At 60.0% G+C, this 15,854-nt stretch carries 16 protein-coding genes, 1 tRNA gene and 1 pseudogene; 7 read left to right on the top strand and 11 right to left on the bottom strand.

The window, feature by feature from the left end; translation table 11 throughout:
- Positions 1–54 precede the first annotated feature (54 nt).
- Genes ASD64_RS18305 through ASD64_RS21150 form a run of 3 tightly spaced genes read right to left on the bottom strand, consistent with a single transcriptional unit; the run spans position 55 to position 3,331 of the window.
- Positions 55–2,142, bottom strand: a complete 2,088-nt coding sequence (locus tag ASD64_RS18305; RefSeq protein ID WP_056108005.1) for a hypothetical protein — start codon at positions 2,140–2,142, stop codon at positions 55–57.
- A complete protein-coding gene (locus tag ASD64_RS18300; RefSeq protein ID WP_156460218.1) occupies positions 2,139–2,834 on the bottom strand; it encodes a hypothetical protein in 696 nt (231 codons plus the stop codon). The genes ASD64_RS18305 and ASD64_RS18300 overlap by 4 nt, the downstream gene beginning before the upstream one ends.
- A gap of 56 nt (positions 2,835–2,890) precedes the next feature.
- On the bottom strand, positions 2,891–3,331 hold the full coding sequence (locus tag ASD64_RS21150) for a hypothetical protein (protein WP_156460217.1): 441 nt from the start codon (positions 3,329–3,331) through the stop codon (positions 2,891–2,893).
- Positions 3,332–3,981: 650 nt separating this feature from the next.
- On the opposite strand from ASD64_RS21150, the gene ASD64_RS18290 reads away from it, so the two are divergent.
- Together ASD64_RS18290 and ASD64_RS21145 are read left to right on the top strand one after the other, a co-directional pair.
- Entirely contained in the window at positions 3,982–4,212 is a 231-nt protein-coding gene (locus ASD64_RS18290) for a hypothetical protein (protein ID WP_056107997.1), read from the top strand.
- 231 nt (positions 4,213–4,443) lie between these two features.
- Positions 4,444–4,782, top strand: coding sequence for a hypothetical protein (locus ASD64_RS21145; RefSeq protein WP_156460216.1), 339 nt, complete (start codon positions 4,444–4,446; stop codon positions 4,780–4,782).
- 14 nt (positions 4,783–4,796) lie between these two features.
- Here ASD64_RS21145 and ASD64_RS18280 read toward each other — a convergent pair whose 3' ends face one another.
- The 7 genes from ASD64_RS18280 to ASD64_RS18255 all read right to left on the bottom strand — a co-directional run bounded on the left by ASD64_RS18280 (position 4,797) and on the right by ASD64_RS18255 (position 10,016).
- Positions 4,797–5,159 carry a hypothetical protein gene (locus ASD64_RS18280; protein WP_056107992.1) on the bottom strand — a complete coding sequence of 121 codons (363 nt, stop codon included), beginning with the start codon at positions 5,157–5,159 and terminating at the stop codon, positions 4,797–4,799.
- 328 nt (positions 5,160–5,487) lie between these two features.
- Positions 5,488–5,976 carry a hypothetical protein gene (locus tag ASD64_RS18275; protein WP_156460215.1) on the bottom strand — a complete coding sequence of 163 codons (489 nt, stop codon included), beginning with the start codon at positions 5,974–5,976 and terminating at the stop codon, positions 5,488–5,490.
- Positions 5,973–6,239, bottom strand: coding sequence for a hypothetical protein (locus ASD64_RS18270; RefSeq protein ID WP_056107988.1), 267 nt, complete (start codon positions 6,237–6,239; stop codon positions 5,973–5,975). The genes ASD64_RS18275 and ASD64_RS18270 overlap by 4 nt, the downstream gene beginning before the upstream one ends.
- The gene (locus ASD64_RS18265) at positions 6,239–6,532 is read right to left on the bottom strand and encodes a hypothetical protein (RefSeq protein WP_156460214.1); all 294 of its coding nucleotides are present in this window, start codon (positions 6,530–6,532) and stop codon (positions 6,239–6,241) included. Before ASD64_RS18265 ends, ASD64_RS18270 begins: the two co-directional genes overlap by 1 nt.
- Before the next feature lie 221 nt (positions 6,533–6,753).
- Positions 6,754–6,930: a helix-turn-helix domain-containing protein gene (locus tag ASD64_RS20780; RefSeq protein WP_082550046.1), complete on the bottom strand. Its 177-nt coding sequence runs from the start codon at positions 6,928–6,930 to the stop codon at positions 6,754–6,756.
- A 107-nt stretch (positions 6,931–7,037) separates the two neighbouring features.
- Positions 7,038–8,510, bottom strand: coding sequence for a hypothetical protein (locus tag ASD64_RS18260; protein ID WP_156460213.1), 1,473 nt, complete (start codon positions 8,508–8,510; stop codon positions 7,038–7,040).
- 171 nt (positions 8,511–8,681) lie between these two features.
- Positions 8,682–10,016, bottom strand: a complete 1,335-nt coding sequence (locus ASD64_RS18255) for a tyrosine-type recombinase/integrase (protein ID WP_056107981.1) — start codon at positions 10,014–10,016, stop codon at positions 8,682–8,684.
- Between the two features lie 127 nt (positions 10,017–10,143).
- Here ASD64_RS18255 and ASD64_RS21140 point away from each other — a divergent pair.
- From ASD64_RS21140 to ASD64_RS18245, 4 genes and pseudogenes are all read left to right on the top strand, one after another.
- A tRNA-Glu gene (locus ASD64_RS21140) sits at positions 10,144–10,216 on the top strand.
- Between the two features lie 108 nt (positions 10,217–10,324).
- The gene (locus ASD64_RS18250; protein WP_056107977.1) at positions 10,325–11,308 is read left to right on the top strand and encodes a DUF2156 domain-containing protein; all 984 of its coding nucleotides are present in this window, start codon (positions 10,325–10,327) and stop codon (positions 11,306–11,308) included.
- A gap of 10 nt (positions 11,309–11,318) precedes the next feature.
- Positions 11,319–11,510 (top strand): annotated as a pseudogene (locus ASD64_RS20775) (diguanylate cyclase domain-containing protein); the annotation flags it as partial.
- A gap of 150 nt (positions 11,511–11,660) precedes the next feature.
- Positions 11,661–11,897, top strand: coding sequence for a hypothetical protein (locus tag ASD64_RS18245; protein WP_056107974.1), 237 nt, complete (start codon positions 11,661–11,663; stop codon positions 11,895–11,897).
- 18 nt (positions 11,898–11,915) lie between these two features.
- On the opposite strand, the gene ASD64_RS18240 is transcribed toward ASD64_RS18245, so the two are convergent.
- On the bottom strand, positions 11,916–12,227 hold the full coding sequence (locus ASD64_RS18240) for a hypothetical protein (protein ID WP_156460212.1): 312 nt from the start codon (positions 12,225–12,227) through the stop codon (positions 11,916–11,918).
- A 186-nt stretch (positions 12,228–12,413) separates the two neighbouring features.
- Here ASD64_RS18240 and ASD64_RS18235 point away from each other — a divergent pair, with 186 nt between their 5' ends.
- A complete protein-coding gene (locus tag ASD64_RS18235; protein WP_244480845.1) occupies positions 12,414–15,791 on the top strand; it encodes a response regulator in 3,378 nt (1,125 codons plus the stop codon).
- Positions 15,792–15,854 lie beyond the last annotated feature (63 nt).

Here is a 15,854-nt window from a genome sequence, read left to right as displayed (position 1 = left end):
CACCACTCATCAACGAATATGTCGGCAGACCGTTCGGCGAATGGGTTGGCAATCTCATTTTCGGCCCACCCCCACAGTGATTTCGAGCGGGGTGCGCTGGCGCTGATCGGAAAGCATCGGCATAGGTGCTGACCGCAAGGTGGCGCTTCCATAGCCGCCAGGAGAAGACGGAACCGGAACGCGCGTTGCCGCATGAACGCGCCCCGCCCGCGCCGCCGCGCCAAGGCCACGGCCTGCAATCACCGCTGCTGTTCCCGCCCCAAGGGACTCCATCGGCCCCATGCCGGCGAGATAACCTGCGCCGCTGCCGAGCAGGCCCATGATGTTCGTTGCGTAGCGCTGCAAGGCGGGCATAAGGCGATTGGCCGTGTTGGAGTTGTTCAGCCCTGCCTTGGGCAGTGACAACATGCGCATGACGCCAAGGTAAGAGCGCATGGCATCGCGTTCGGTCGGATTGTAGAGGATGGCCGCTACCGACTTGCCCTGGCCATTCAGGAAGCCATCAAGATTCCTGGCAATCTGACTGGGTGACAGGGCTTCATCGTTCGCCCTTGTGGCCCTGAGCCAGAACGATTGCCGGATGGCGCTCCATTCCGGGCTGTCGGCTCCAAGAAGGCGACGCATCTCGATTGCGGTCATGTAGGAGTTTTTGGCCGGCGTGGCGACGGACGAGCCCCACAGATACCGCCCGACTTCCTCGGCGCTCAGTTCCTTGTCCATGAGGGCGCGGACCTTGGATTGAGCCTCGAATCGCGCATTGAGATGCCCGCCGATTTTCGAGCGCGGGTCGGTCATCTGCTTGTATTTCGACCAGTTGGCGCGGGCGTCCTTCAGATCCCTCAGAACGTCATCGCTGGCATTGACCAGTCCCCGGTCGAATACCTGATTGGTCCATTCATCGAGCGCGCCACCGATGGCCTTCAAGGCCGGCGCATCCTGACCGATCGGCGGAAAATTCTTGCGGAAGGTGGAGCGTAGGTTTTCGATCCAGCGAAGCTGCGCCTTCACGTCGCGGATATCGCCGCCCGGCTTTGGCATGCGGCTGATATAGTCATCAATCAGCGATATGGCCCGCGCTGCACCCTGATGATACATCGGGTCAACAACAATGTTTTCCGACGATAGGCGATTACGGATAAAGTCCGGTATCTCGCGCACGGCCTCACCGGAAACCAGTATGTTTGGATCGTCCACGGTACGCTCGTAGCGGACCTGCCCAGCTTCTTTCAGGGCATCACGTTGGCGGCGCAGGGCGCCAGGAATGTTCTCATAGGCCGCTGACTGGCTCGGAATGGTTGGGCCACCATTGGCGATGCGCGTCTGCATACCCTCAATCGACTGGCCTACGGCCTCACGCTGTGCATTGTCGAATGTTGACATGGCGCCACGGCTGCGAAGCTGATCCTCGACGCCTGCTTGCGCCACAGAGCGGGTTGCCTGCCCGCGAGAGAGCGGAATGCCGAACTCCCCGGCCTCCTTGACCGCCTGAGCCGCATTGACGCCTGGAGCCACGTCCGTGGCTCCACGGAACAGGGAACGATATAGCGTGCCGGCTCCGGTTGCCGCTGCTTCTCCACCTACACCGAACGCTATGCCGAGCGGAATGTTGCTGGCAGCAGAAACCACCCTGTCCCTGACCCCTTCGCCGCTCCCGAAGCCATAGGCCGCTGCCGCAGCGCCACCATCAGCCCCCACACCGAGAAGGCGAGCCAGCCAGCCGCCACCCGACTGTGCGGCACGTGCGCCAAGCGACAGGCCACCCCGCACCATTGCAGCGCCGCCGCCAACCCCGCCCATAAGCTGCCCGGAAAGATGGGCATAGGGATGCTGCTCGGCCCCGCGTTCGTTCTCGGCCCGGATTTCATCGAGAAGCTGGCCATAGCCCTTGCCGTGACCACCGGGGAGCATGCCGCCGAGAGTGCCGACTGCTGCTGCTGCCTCGTCGGAATGGCCGAATGTCACCATGTCGGCCAAACCCTGCGCCCATGTCTGCAAGCTGCTGGGGGTGTTATGCGGATCTGAAGCATTCTGGACCAGTTCGAAGCCTGGCGGCGGTGGTGGCGCGCCTGTATCGGCGGGCGCATCGGCGTCCATGACAAAGCCTGGAGGAGGCGTCGGGAAATTCGATTGCTGCTTGGTCATCGCACCGGCACCCACTGATTGCCGTCCCATTCGACGGTTTCGCCTGTATTGGGGTTTGTCGCCCGTTGACGCTGGCGCCCATTGGGGAGGCCGGCACCCCTCCCGTTGCCTCCCGTATTTTCGGGAAAGAGCGGGTTCTGCTCGGCCCACTTCGCCAGATAGTCATCGAAGCCCACATCAATCCGGCCACCATTGCCCTCGGCATACTGGCGGGCCAGATTGGCCATATCGATCTTGCGTTGCGCTATCTTGCGCTGAATGGTGACCAGCGCCTGGTTGCCCTGCGGCGTGTTGGCGAGGTTTGGAACCTGGTCAATCACGAAATCGCGGTCGGCGTTCGAAAAGCCGGTGCCGAGCGAACCGCCCATCGCATCGAGCGCGCTTTGCTTCGTCATCGCATTGAACGTCTCGATGCTGTCCACGCCGCCAGCATCCATCCCGAGAGCCGTCGCCGCCCGCTTCAACTGCATGACCGAGCCAGAGCCGACACCAGAATAAAAGCCCGGGTCGCTCATGGCTCCTTCCATCACCTGAAGGGCGTTTAGCGCCCTCTGTGCACCTTGGGCTTCTTCCTGGATGCCAAGAAACCTCTTGCCGTAACCGCCGCCCACGGTGGAGTCATAGGCTTTCTCCGCACCCATGGTGAGGTTGATGTTCTGACCACCAAGGGCGCGAGGCTTGCCGCCGTCCATGATGTAGGGCCGGCTATCGTCGGCGCTGATGCCCCATTGCTGGCGTTCCTGCGCCGTCATTGGGCGTGCGCCCTCACCGCGATAAACAACGCCGCTTCCGCCGCCGTTTTCATCGGTGCGAACCAGATTGCCATCAATGGTGTCGTAGCGATATTTTGGCTCCTGCGCCTTTCGCTTCTGAAGCATGAGGCCATAAGCGTCCTTTGCGTCCAGCAGGCCGTTTTGCATCGCGCCCGCAAGTTCGGGTCGTGTTCCTGTAGATAGCGAAACGTCTTGTTGTTTTTCAGCGCCGGCCCCATTTCACCGAAGGCTGCGCCGAAGTTCCCGGCGTTTCCCCGATTGCCCAGCAATGCGCCTGCAACGGGCAGCGCTACATCGGGCGATAGCAATTGCTGGAAGAATGATGGCTGCTGCCCTGTCGTCGTCTGCACCTGGCGCGGCTGCGTCATCTGCTGGGCCGGCGGCTCGAAAAGCTGCTGCAGGAGGTTAAGAGGCATGGTCAAAGCCCTTCCGCATGGCGGCAAGGGCCGCGCGTTGATTGGTGATGGCGAAACCGAAGCCGCTAGGCATAGGCTCGACGCCCGGAAGCCGGCCGGCGCGTGCATCCGCAACGATGGAGCCAACGGCCCGACATTCGGCCCTATGGAGCCGCCAAAGCTGCATAAGCGTCATGGGAGGGGCGTAAACGACATTCACGCGGCAACCCTCGCAACCTGCGTTGCGTTTCCCCGCAAGAGGTCAGACAGGGTCACGCCGCGGAGACGGGCCAGTTCTTCTAGGTGGCGCTTTTCGTCTGTCGCGACACGCACCCGGATTACCTCATTCATCGGTTCTGAAAAGCGCATGACTGCCTCCATTTATTGCGAAACAGTCTAGCACGGGCGGGCCCACCTTGTAACCACAAAAAGATAATTAAATCAGCATCTTAGTGTATTGCCCGCTGGCGTCCACGATTGTCCCGTAGCGTCCAGCATTGTACAACTCAGTGGTTGTGCACCAACGCAATCGGTGGAAAGATCGAGGCGGAGAGGCTAATCCCGACGTTGGGGAGTATGGCCCGCCGACAACGTTGTTTGTCAGCGGTGATGTGCCGGATATGGAGTGACAGCCGCTTGTGATCAGTGGGGAAAAGCGGTTAGATCGAGGGATGACGCCCAATCGTCTTGAAGATTGCCTCGCCATAATCCGCTGGACGCCGGACACGCTGGCCCAAGCGCTGGGCTGCGATGTGTTGCTCGTCAATGCGTGGCTGGACGATCTGGAAGAAATCCCGACGAAGACAGGTGCATGGATCGAGACAATCGCTCGGTTCATGGAAGCGGCGGAACAGGTGAAGCCGGTCGGGTTGATGGCTAAGCGGCCCGCGTCTAGCGATTGATAAGTGGGGTGGAAGGCAGGGCGCATGCGGCCACTGACGCTGGTCTTCTCAGAGAACCTGCAGATACCGGCAAGCCAAAGGTTGGATGCAGATCGGCCTGACCAGTGGGAACGGCCGTGCCGTTTGCTTACCACTGACTTAAGGTCTATCCTTAATCACTGGCGGCTTCTGACAAGGGCGCTGCCAGATGAGGGCCTTGCAATCCTTAGCCCCAACGAAAGGAGGATATTCATGTCTTCCACACAATTCCAACAATATCTAACACCCGCCAACATGGCGATGATTGAACGAGCGCTAGGTGAAGTTCGCCTGCTCTACGATTTGGAGCGGCACTCACCGGAAGAAGAGCAGGTTGCCTCGATAATGGTTGGCGAATTCCAACGAGGTACTGTTCGCGAGGACGACCTTGTCGCGGTGTTCATGGGAATGCCCGATATATCGGCGCACGCCCTTAAGAAGGCACAAATGCGGAAATCACTCGATCGATGGGAAAATGAGGGCGGCGCTCGCCAGCCAATTTTACCAGCGCAAGTGCAGCCTATCGCCCTACCTATGTCTCCGAGCCGATAAAACACACAATAGCACTATGTTCTCGGATTGGCCTTGTGACTCTCCAGCGTCCGATCCGCGGAAGACAACTGCCGATAAAACTCGTCCAACATCGCGTCGATTGCGTCTATCCTTTCGCTGGCGCACGCGAAAACCTCTTGCGAGGCTCCGCGGATCTTTGGATCTTCGACGTTCTCCAAGATCAGGTCGAGGCCGTCATAGAGATAGCGGGCGCGGGCAAGCGCGTCCTTGATATCGATTACCTGCTTGCGAAATGGGTCGAGAACTTCACCTAGATCGAGCATGGTCGCGCGCCCCGTTCTTGCAGGCTGCAGAATATCGCATCTGGTGCCGTCTTGCGAGTTTGCTAGGTCGTTAGGGCCTTCGTTGGCAGCCATCGGAGTGTGAGAGGCTTAGAATTGTCTATCGTGCCAACCCCTCCGACGCGAACGCCCTGGCATGATGGGCACTGCCGTTGCGACCCCTCTTTCTCATAAGCCCCTTGCGACATTTCAACCTGTAGGCCGTTGAAGATTTCACTCTGTCGAAAGAGTGAGAAAAACAGAGGCGCGCCAGCGCCCGCTGAAGCGAAGCGAAAGCGGAAGTTTCAAATTTTTTTTTTGTTTTTTTCTCGGTGTCCTTTCCGTCTCCGTTTCCGTTTATGTTTTACGTTTCCGTTTCTGTTTATCGGTAGGGTATTGATACCGCATCGATAGGGTATGCCCGTCATCGGCCCCTCCCGCTCAGAAAGTTGGAGTTGATGAGGCGCGACGATCCATTCGAGAACGGCGTGTCGATCGGGTTCTGAACTCCTTTTCTCAGAGTTTCCGACGCCTCGAAATCGGCCTCGACCTTTTCCCGGATCACGTCACTTTCAATGGCCGAGATGGTCTTGCGGATGCCAATAGCGTGCTTGTCCGACATTGCCGCGCAGTGCTGAAACCATCGCTCGATATAGATCGTGGAGGTTTCGGAATCGAAGGCGATCATCTCTCCCGCAATCAGCTTTTGGCGAACATCGACGTACTGCGGAAGCAGCCACCCCAAATCCGCGCAGGCATAGCCATCTGGCAGGCGGAAGCATCCAGCACTGTTCTGATGCTCACAGGTGAGGAAATACAGGTAGAGCATCTGCGCTTTCGGATCGCCGAGAGACAGGAACCTCCCCGGCCGCCAAATGGCCGGGGATACCATTGAGAATTTGCGGCTGCTCATTGCTCGCGTCCTGTCCGGTCGCAGATCTTCCCGCCGAAATCCAAGGCGAGAAGATTGGCTTGCCGGACAGCTTCGGCTTTGTTGGTGCCATCCCACATGCTGATGCGACCGCCGTCAGGTTCGATCACATCGACATAGTAGAAGAAGCGCCCGATATCGCTCAGGACAGGCCGTGTGCCGTTTTCGTCGGTCACCGTTGCTGACTGCACCTTGCCGCTGTTGATTTCGACACCGACGAAGTTTGGGAAGGGAACAATGCCCATCAGGCAGCCCTCCCCATTTCCTGGCGGATGGTGACGACCGAATGCAGGACATACCGGGCATGTGTTCCGGCGAACGGGCCACCATGTTCTTCGTGCACGGTTTCGATGATGAAGCCCATGCCACGAAGCTTGTAGACATAGTGGCTCCAGCGCGGGCCGGGGTGGTCAATCGGGGTACAGCCCCGCTTGCCGGCTGCAATCAGGTTCTTCAAAGCCCATGCATCGCGTCCGATGACTTCATGGACGCCGCCGTCAGGCTCAATCTTGGCGATAAGACGAAGTTTGTCGCTCATGCGCGCAACCCTCCGATGCCGGCGAGTTCACAGACCAGCCGGGCGGTTGAAATGGGGAGATGGAATCGCCGCGACACGACTGAGGCGGCAAATTCCGTTGCGGAGAGAGGCGGATTGCGGTATTCGGAAGGGGTCCAAATCTTTTCGACTACCGATCCGCCGTTCCTGACAATTGAGCCTATCAGGAGCGGCGTTTCACTATATGGAGACATGACGGCACCTCACGATGCCGCCGGAAGATTTTCGACGTAGCGCTTCAGATCCTCAACGAGGACCAAAGTGCGCTTGCCGCTCTTGCGAGGGATAATCTTCCCCTCAGAAAAGAGCTTGTAGAGGCTACTACGCCCGATGCCCGTCAACTGGACCGCTTCGGGGACTGTTACGGAAAGTTTGGTCATGTTTATTTCTCCGGTGGACGCACCAGAACGCAACGCGGTGCATGCGGAGAAACTGTTTCCGTCTGTTCGAAAAATCGGACGGAAAGGCCAGAAAGGCCAGTTTAGAATTATTGGCCTTTTCGGCCTTCCAAATAGGCTGCTTCTATTTCGGAAAGCCTGGAACGGATGGTCGATTCACCGGGCTCATTCCCCCAATTGTTTTGGCACCAGGTCGCCATATACCGCTCGAACGTCGCCTTATTCCATTGGGTGTCGACACTCGGATCGAAGGCGCCTTCTTCATCTAGCTTTGCAAGCGCCACCTTGTCGAAGGCCTCCCAATCATAGCGAGGGCGCCTGCCTATGGATTTTGGCTGTTCGGTTGGAGCGTCTGCGGGCGGCCAGCGTTTCAGCACCACGCTGGTGGCTAGCCTTACGCCGTTCCATTGAAGGTCGCCAACGTGCACCGTGCCACCGTCCTCCCGCTCTTCGGTGTCGTCGATGGACGAAAACATAAGGCCGGAATCGTATCTTCGGTTCATATTGGCCCAAATCCCTGCTGGTAGGCTCTCATAGACCCTTGCCCTACCATTGATGGGATACCCCTCGACCGTGACGTTCTCCGTATCAAGGAAGCCGAACAATTCGCGTTCGGCGGCCTCCAGCCTCGCGGCGACATGACTGGAATCAGCGGGTTGCCCCCGACAAATGATCCACTCTACAGCCTGGCCTAGAAACATGTAGGCCCCTGAAGATACCTCCGGGCTTTGTTGGTGAGAGTGCGGGGTACCCTCCTGGGCCGGTGCATTGGGGCTTTCCTTCGTAAGACTTGGGTTAGCCAGGCGGGGCCAAACCCGTTTCAGATCGGAAGACGGAACACGCATGTCGCGATAGACAACCGTACCACTCCCGCCATTTGCCCCTTTCTCAAAGCGCGCCGCAAACGCAGGCGGGCCGTCGAAAGTGAGCGACAAATATGGAATCTCATTCGCGGGGATTGTGACAATATCGTCGTCGATTGCGCGCCGTGCGATTATCTGGATCGCGCCAGAGGCGGCCCTGCTCAATAGCTCCTGCGCCGCGCCGAGTGGCCCTTCGTCAGGGTCCATCAGCACAATCGACGCTTTCAGATCACCGCCTATTCTTTGGCGGAATGCGTCCCATGTTTCACGTACAGCATCTGGCGTACGTTTTGCGATCCATTTGACAGCCATTGGCAAGGTCCACCAAGCTTCCGCAAAGGGATCAAACTGCCTCTCCAGTGCTTTTCGCTCTCTGCGGCAGTGTTCCACTAGCCATCGTTGAAACTCTGTTTCACTCACGAACGGTGTGCGACCGGAAAACTTTGACCAAGGGTCATCTTCGGTACGAGCGATAGTGTCGGCCAGAAAGGCACGGTCAGAAAAAAACTGCTCGCGCCATGATGAGGGAGGTAACCTGTAGTTCTGGTCGGACTGAGGAAACCGGATAAAGGCGTGCAATTCAGCATTGGCAAATGGTTCCACCAAATGCTCTGGGTCCGTTTTTCCCAGACATTCCCGAACGTAAGACTCCCATGCTTCCGTGAGAGAGATATAACCTTCTGGGATCGGATCACTCATCGCGCACCTCGCGAGCACCCTTGTGGACCGTAGGGAAACCGGGAGGTGCACCCCGGCTTGTCGGCTGGCCGGCCTATCCCTGCGAGTTCGGGTTAAGACCTTTTCCTCAAAAGCGAGGGAAGGGGTTTTTGTCAGTTTTGTCGGTGCCAGCTCTTGCCATATCGTCAATTTTCATCCGCGCAGCTTCACCACCTTGCCGCGTTCGGCATCCACCAGCGGCACCACAGCGGCGGCGGCCAAATCGTCAAGAGCGTTGACGATTGCCGAGGCGTAGTGCCGTTCGATCATCCTGTCTGACGTGTCATGCAGTTGCGCGACGAGGCGGACCGGGAGGGCGGCGCGTAGGCCGCGCACGATGCTAGAATGTCTCAAGGCATAGGGCACGGTATCGGCGGGCAAGCCGGCGCTTTCGGTGATGGTAGCCCAAGGCCGGGTCAGTTCAGCTGGGGATTTCCATGCGCCGCGCTTGTCGCGCACCCATACTGGCCTCTTGGTGGGATCGGGTCTTTCCTGTCGATGACGCCAGCGCTCAAGCAACGGTTCGGCGGGCCGGCGACCGGTTACAACGGGTCGCAATGCTTCCATCACGTCATCGCCCACCCTGACGGCGGTGTGCGTTGCGCGCTTCTGCCCGCGCCCCTTGCGCGAGGTAGGAACCATCAGGCGACCTTGCTCTGTCTGCACGTCGCCCACCAGTAGCCGGCGCACCTGAGAGAAGCGGGCGCCGGTTGCTGCCAGCACCACGACCATTCTGAACAGGTCGCCCGCCCAATCCTCAGCGTCATCAACGGCCTTCGCCGCGTCAATGATCCGCCGAATGTCGGCGTCGGGGAGCGCTGCACCATCGCGAGCCGCGGCTGGCTCTGCCTCGCCGGCTCTAAGGCCAAGCTTGACCGTGTTGAGGTAAGAGGCTGGTAGACGCTTCAGGACCTTGACCGGCACACCATTGAGCGCGGCCCGAAGGTCGTTGACGATCCGGCGAACCGTCGAACTGGTGAGAGAGTCCGAGAGGCCGGAACGCCAGTCGGACAAATCCTCATCCGAGAGGGTATCAAGACATTTGTCTGCGATGACATGGGAAAGCACATGCAATGTCAGCCTTCCGCGTGCGTCATCAAGCCTTGCGCCGTCCTGTTTCTGTGCCCTGGCCTTGCGGGCGTCGGCATAGGCTTCAACGACTTCGCGAACGGACGGAATAGGCGTCTTGCCGGCGTCTCGCGCCTTCTGGCGCTCCTGCTCGACATGCCGCGCTGCTTTGGCCCTGGCCTGCTCGAAATTCAGCGTCTCGACGCCATCGGCTGCAATGCCATCGTCTGCCGCGCCTATGCCTTCCTGCTTGTATTTGCCATCAGGGAGCCGCCAGCGGACCAGCCAGCGCCCCGCGCGCTTGCCCTTGCGGTAACCCAAATGGACTTCAGCGCTCATGCCGCGCCAATGGACGCCCTCTGCCAACCCCTTGCGAGCGTTCGGCGTCGTCAATGATGCTTCGCGGAGGGTCTTAGACATGCCCCAAATCCAAATGCGTCAAATATCCGTCAAATATGCACCCGCGCACGATAGCGAACAATGGCGAATATATCCACCTAATTTCAAGAACCGACAGGGAACAGATAAAAAACAAGCGTGAACAATTGCGAATAGACCGCCTCTAAGGACTACGCCCTCTCACGGCGCAAACAGGGGTTCGATTCCCCTTGGGCGTACCAGTTCTCCGAGGCCTGCCGGCAGCCCGATACCTGTTGCATCCGTCCGGCCCAGACGGCACAATAAAATTTTGCATTTTAACCCGGTCGAACAGTTTGGTGGATCACGGGATGATTGATCTGCCCGAGGCAACACGGCGCGCCCTTCTCCACCAGCATGGCAGCTTTGCCCTTGCCTACTCGGCGGCCTTCCAGCCCGGACTGTCCTATTTCGGCGACCGCGACGGGTTCCTGGCCTACAGAATGGTGGGTCGCACCGCCTTTGTCCTGTCCAACCCTCTGGCTGATGCAACCCGGTGCCAGACGCTTCTGGAACAGTTCATCGCGGCCAAGAAGGATGTCTGCTTCGCCCAGATTTCGAGGCCCACTGCCGAAATGCTGTCAGGGCTCGGCTTTTACATCAACGAGATGGGGACCGAGACATCGCTCGATCTCAAGACATTCGATTTCCGCGGACCGTCAAGGCGAAATTTTCGGACGGCGGTCAAGCGCTTCGAGGCGGGCGGCTATACAGCGCGAGAAAGCCTTGTCGCGGCGCTCCATCCGGACGGCGCCCGCGCAATCTCCGAGCAATGGCGTCGCACGCGGACGACGAAGCGCCACGAGCTTTCTTTTCTGGTCAGGCCCGTCGTGCTCGCAGACGAGCCGGACGTGCGAAAATTCTTCATCTTCGACCCGTCGGGGAAACCGGTCGCCTTCGCCTTTTTCGACCCGGTCTACGAGAACGGCATGCTCACCGGCTACCTGTCGTCGACCAGGCGGCGGTTGCCAGAGATCGAGCCGCTGGCGGGCTACTACCTGCTGCACTCGGCGATCGAAAAATTCAGGGCCGAAGGCGTTCGAACCCTGCACCTCGGGGTCTCGCCCTTCCATGAAATCCATGACAAGGACTTCAACAAGAACTGGCTGGTGCGTCGCAGCTTTCGGTTTGTTTATACCAACGCCTTGACCAACCGGTTCATCTATCCGTTCCAGAGCCTCGCCAAGCATAAGGACAGCTATGGCGGAACGAAGCAGCAGACCTACTTCGCCGTCAACACAATGCCCAGCCTGCCGCGTTTGCTGAAGCTGTTGTGGGTCTGCCGGATCATCTGATCGGCTTGCCGAGCGCATATGCCAAGCGGTCCGGATTTTCCACATTGCGGGCAGCCTGCCGTCACTGCTGATCACCGTCAGCATTGGCGTTTCAACCTCGACCGACCACGCCTCGGTGAGTTTCGAAACACTCCTGTCCAATGCAGATAAAGCCTTGCACGTGGCGAAGACTGCGGGACGCAACCGCGTGGAAGTTGGCTGAAACCACCCTTTGGCCGGCGACGGCGATGCCGGCTCAGGACGCCTTGAGTTTGGGGCAGCCGTTGCACCGCTTACCCGCAGGCAGGCGTGAGCCCACGGAACTTCGGTTCTGGATGCGCGTTTTGCCTGACCTCGAGAAAGGGAGCAGACGATGGCTACGTTCCGGGAAATGAAGGTTCAGGAGATCGTCGACGATTCATCCCTGACCACGAAGCAGAAGATCGAAAAGCTGTGCAGTATCGAATCCGAGGCGCAGGCGCTGCAGCGGGCTGCATCCGAGAGCGCCATGGACGACGATGACGGCTGGCAGGCGGATTTGCGGCTGGTGCGGTTCGCCTTGGACAAACTGGGCGCCGAAGAGCCGAAGAAAGGCGCTGCAACATTGTAGCCGGGGGTCAGCGCGGCCCTATTGGCAGACGACGCGCACGCGTTGCCCGGCCTGTTGGACGGTTCCGCAAGATACCGTCTTTTCGTTTGCCGGCGCCGGGGATGTGCCTGGTGCGGAACGGCGGCGCGTCACATGGGGAGGCGGCGCAACGACGGGAAAGACATTCGCCCCGCTTTGGACCGGCGGCGTTTGCGTGGACGAAGGCCCCTTGTCCCATATGCGGCGGGCATCGATCTGCCTGGGGATCACCACGGTGCCGTCGTCGGTGCGCGCACAACCGCCGCCCGCAAGCAGGAGGCCGGACAGGAGACAGATCAGAATTCGCGCCATCACGGTCATTTGCGGCACTGATAGCGCGCTGAGGGTCGGCGTGGCAATCGATCGTTTTGGGTAAGTCAACGATGACATTGCCAGCCGATCGCAGGTGTTCCGTTCGTTTGCGTTAAGGTTAGCAGATCATTAAGTCTTATCGGCCACATTCCGGTTGCGGACGCGGGGTTTGTCCGAGCTTGACTGTTGGACTGGATTGCGATGGAGACTTCGGGGGAGTCGGGTGCCAAGGGCGCTGACGGAGAGCATCTCGCAGGCGATGTCCGACGCGACAAGGCGGCGCTCGGCCATGCGGCGCATTCCCCCCAGGCCATGCATGAAATGGCCGATCTCGCCGGCGACTGGTTTTGGGAAACCGACGCCGATCTGCGCTTTTGCTGGCTGTCGGAAAATTACCGCGCCGTTTCCGGGATCGATCCCGGCGATGTGCTCGGCCATTTTCGCTTCGATTTCATGGAGCAGGTGCAACAGGGCAGCCACAAGGCCGTAACCCATTTGCAGGACCTGCAGGCGCATCGGCCGTTTCGCGAATTCGTCTATGAACTGAAAGGCGGTTCGCCGGAGTGCCGCTGGATTTCCACCAGCGGGTTCCCCTGCTTCGATGCATCCGGCCAGTTCATCGGCTACCGGGGCGCTGCCCGCAACGTCACCGCCACCGTGGAGGCGGTTGCCGATCTGGCTGTCGCCCCGCAGGTCGGGCGCAGGAACATAAGGCAGATCCTGGCGGCGCTCAACGTGATGAGCGATGCGCTGTGCCTCTATGACGAGAACGGCGCGCTGATGCTGCACAACGCAGCGATGCACTCGATCTATGCCGGCATCGCCGACGTGATCCGGCCTGGCGTTACGATGCCGCAGATGATCGAGGCCGGTCTTGCCCGCGGTCTTTGGGACACGCAAGGTCAGGATGCGGATCAGTGGCGGGCGGCGATCCTCGAACGGCACCTTGTCGGGTGCGGGTCGCCCGTAACGATCCGCTTCGCCGATGGGCGCGTGGTCATGCATCGCGAAATGCGCACCGATGCCGGCGGCATCATCTCGATCTGCACCGATGTGACCGAACTTGAAAGCCACAAGGTCGAGGTCACGAACGCCGGAGAGCGCAGCCGCGAGTTGCTGTACGACCTGGAGCGGACCATCGATTCGCTCGAACTGGCGATCGTCATTGTCGACGCCAGCCTGAACGTAGAACTGATCAACAAGGCCTTCTACGATATCTGGAAGGTGACGCCGCAGCAGGTTGCCCTGGGCAATCCGTTCAGAGCACTGATCGACATCAACCGCCACAATGGCATCTACGACGTCGCCGACGCGGATTGGGAGAATTACGTCGCCTCGCGGCTGGGCGAGATCAGCGCCGGCGACGTTGCGCCGCGCGAGTTCAAGCGCGCCGACGGCTGCACGATGATCTATTCCGTCACCGCCTTGTCCGGCGGCAAGCGGCTGGTCTCCTATTATGACGTCACCGAACTCAAGGAGCGCGAAAAGGCGCTCGGCGCCAGCATGCGCCAGATCGACCTGTTCCGGCACATGATGGACGAACTGCCCATCGCAGCTTTCACCAAGAGCCAGGACCTGACGCTGGAATTCGTCAACAAGGCCTGGTGCGCGATGACCGGCATCTCCAAGGAGGAAGCGACCGGCCGCACCGACAGCGACCTTTTCGGCGTCGAGTTTGCACGCAGCTATGCCATCGACGATGCCGAGGTCGTGAGCACCGGCCAGGTCAAGGAGGCCGAGGAACCGATCCGCCACCGCGACGGCACCGTTCGCCAGTTGATGACCCGCAAGAACCGGCTGACGGCCCTCGACGGCACGGTGCACCTGCTTGGAACCAGCACCGACATCACCGACCTGAAGGAACGCGAGGCCGAGTTGCAGGATGCCCGGCATCGCGCCGTGCTAGCCGACCGGGCGAAATCTGAATTCTTGGCCAATATGAGCCACGAAATCCGCACGCCGATGAATGGCGTCCTGGGCATGGCCGAGTTGCTGGCGAAGTCGGATCTCGATGCCAAGCAGCGCACCTTCACCGATATCATCGTCAAGTCGGGCAACGCGCTTTTGACCATCATCAACGACATTCTCGACTTCTCCAAGATCGACGCCGGCCAGCTGGTGCTTGACCCCGCGCCGTTCAATTTGTCTGAAGCGATCGAAGATGCCGCCGCCCTTATCGCAACCCGCGCCAAGGAAAAGGACATCGAACTCATCGTGCGCGTCGAACCGGGCCTCGAGGGCCTGTTCGTCGGCGATGTCGGACGCATCCGCCAGATCGTCCTCAACCTGCTCGGAAATGCGGTGAAGTTCACCGACAAGGGCCATGTGCTGGTCGACGTTTCCGGCGAGGACGCCGCCAATGGAACCAAGCTGCATGTCTCGGTCACCGATACCGGCATCGGCATTCCGCAGGACAAGCTGGCGCTGATTTTCGAGAAATTCAGCCAGGTCGATGCCTCATCGACGCGTCGCCACGAAGGTACGGGCCTCGGCCTCGCCATCTCGTCGCGGCTTGTCGGCCTGATGGAAGGCGAGGTCGGGGTCGAAAGCGAAGAGAACAAGGGGTCCACCTTCTGGTTCGAGGTGACGCTGCCAAGGGTGCAGCGCACGGTTGTCCGCCGCGGCCTGCCCATCGACGTGACGGGCGCGCGCATCCTCATTGTTGACGACAATGCGGTGAACAGGTCGATCCTGACCGAGCAGATGGCCTCGTGGGCCTTCGATTCCTGCGCCGCCGCCAGCGGAAAGGAAGGCCTCAAGGTGCTCTCCGCCGCCGCCGCCTACGGCCTTGCCGTTGATTGCGTCGTTCTCGATTACCAGATGCCCGGCATGAACGGCGCCGAGGTGGCGCGGATCATCCGCACGATGCCAGAACTGTCGGATACGCCGATCGTGCTGCTCACTTCGGTCGATCAGTCGCTTGCCGATGCCAGCCACCGCGATCTATCTATCGACGCCCATCTCACCAAGCCGACACGCGCCTCCTCGCTCTTGGAAACGCTGGTCGCGACAATCCAGCGGCACAGGGCGGCCAAGAGCGGCGAGCATGTGGCCGTGTCCGACGCTGCGGGCACGGTGATCGTCGAGAACGTACCGCAGGCTGCGGTCGAGCGCGCATCGCTGCTTGCGCCGACGACGCGTGTGCGCATGGTCGAAGGCATCCACGGCCGGCTGGATATATTGGTGGCGGAAGACAATGAGGTGAACCAGTTGGTGTTCACCCAGATCCTGTGCGAAAGCGGCTACAGTTTCGAGATCGTCGCCAACGGCCGCAAGGCGCTCGAAGCCTACGAACGGCTCAATCCGCGCATGATTCTGATGGACGTGTCGATGCCGGAAATGAACGGCCACGAAGCGACCGGAAAGATCCGCGAACTGGAGGCGCAGCGGGGAACGCATGTGCCGATCGTGGGAGTGACTGCACATGCGCTGAAAGGCGACCGCGAGCGGTGCCTCGAAGCCGGCATGGACGATTATCTGCCCAAGCCGATTAGCCCGAAGGCGCTGACGGCCAAGCTCGATCGCTGGATCGGGATTGCCGCAGATATGAACAGGACCGGCTGACATACGCGGCGCAACTGCCGGCACAGGGATGCCGAGTTGCCATGCCCTGCAAGCTTTACCGGA

The organism is Mesorhizobium sp. Root157 (genome assembly GCF_001427385.1).
GTDB lineage: Bacteria > Pseudomonadota > Alphaproteobacteria > Rhizobiales > Rhizobiaceae > Mesorhizobium.
Note: the sequence above shows the minus strand (reverse complement) of the source record. Positions and strands in the feature narration are given on the sequence as shown.

Coding starts and splice junctions, on each gene's coding strand:
- ASD64_RS18250 (WP_056107977.1), top strand. CDS start 10,325: ATGATTGATCTGCCCGAGGCAACACGGCGCGCCCTTCTCCACCAGCAT.
- ASD64_RS20780 (WP_082550046.1), bottom strand. CDS start 6,930: ATGACCAAACTTTCCGTAACAGTCCCCGAAGCGGTCCAGTTGACGGGC.
- ASD64_RS18245 (WP_056107974.1), top strand. CDS start 11,661: ATGGCTACGTTCCGGGAAATGAAGGTTCAGGAGATCGTCGACGATTCA.
- ASD64_RS18240 (WP_156460212.1), bottom strand. CDS start 12,227: ATGGCGCGAATTCTGATCTGTCTCCTGTCCGGCCTCCTGCTTGCGGGC.
- ASD64_RS18255 (WP_056107981.1), bottom strand. CDS start 10,016: ATGTCTAAGACCCTCCGCGAAGCATCATTGACGACGCCGAACGCTCGC.
- ASD64_RS18290 (WP_056107997.1), top strand. CDS start 3,982: ATGACGCCCAATCGTCTTGAAGATTGCCTCGCCATAATCCGCTGGACG.
- ASD64_RS18265 (WP_156460214.1), bottom strand. CDS start 6,532: ATGAGCGACAAACTTCGTCTTATCGCCAAGATTGAGCCTGACGGCGGC.
- ASD64_RS18305 (WP_056108005.1), bottom strand. CDS start 2,142: ATGACCAAGCAGCAATCGAATTTCCCGACGCCTCCTCCAGGCTTTGTC.
- ASD64_RS18270 (WP_056107988.1), bottom strand. CDS start 6,239: ATGGGCATTGTTCCCTTCCCAAACTTCGTCGGTGTCGAAATCAACAGC.
- ASD64_RS18260 (WP_156460213.1), bottom strand. CDS start 8,510: ATGAGTGATCCGATCCCAGAAGGTTATATCTCTCTCACGGAAGCATGG.
- ASD64_RS18275 (WP_156460215.1), bottom strand. CDS start 5,976: ATGAGCAGCCGCAAATTCTCAATGGTATCCCCGGCCATTTGGCGGCCG.
- ASD64_RS18280 (WP_056107992.1), bottom strand. CDS start 5,159: ATGGCTGCCAACGAAGGCCCTAACGACCTAGCAAACTCGCAAGACGGC.
- ASD64_RS21150 (WP_156460217.1), bottom strand. CDS start 3,331: ATGCCTCTTAACCTCCTGCAGCAGCTTTTCGAGCCGCCGGCCCAGCAG.
- ASD64_RS18300 (WP_156460218.1), bottom strand. CDS start 2,834: ATGGACGGCGGCAAGCCTCGCGCCCTTGGTGGTCAGAACATCAACCTC.
- ASD64_RS21145 (WP_156460216.1), top strand. CDS start 4,444: ATGTCTTCCACACAATTCCAACAATATCTAACACCCGCCAACATGGCG.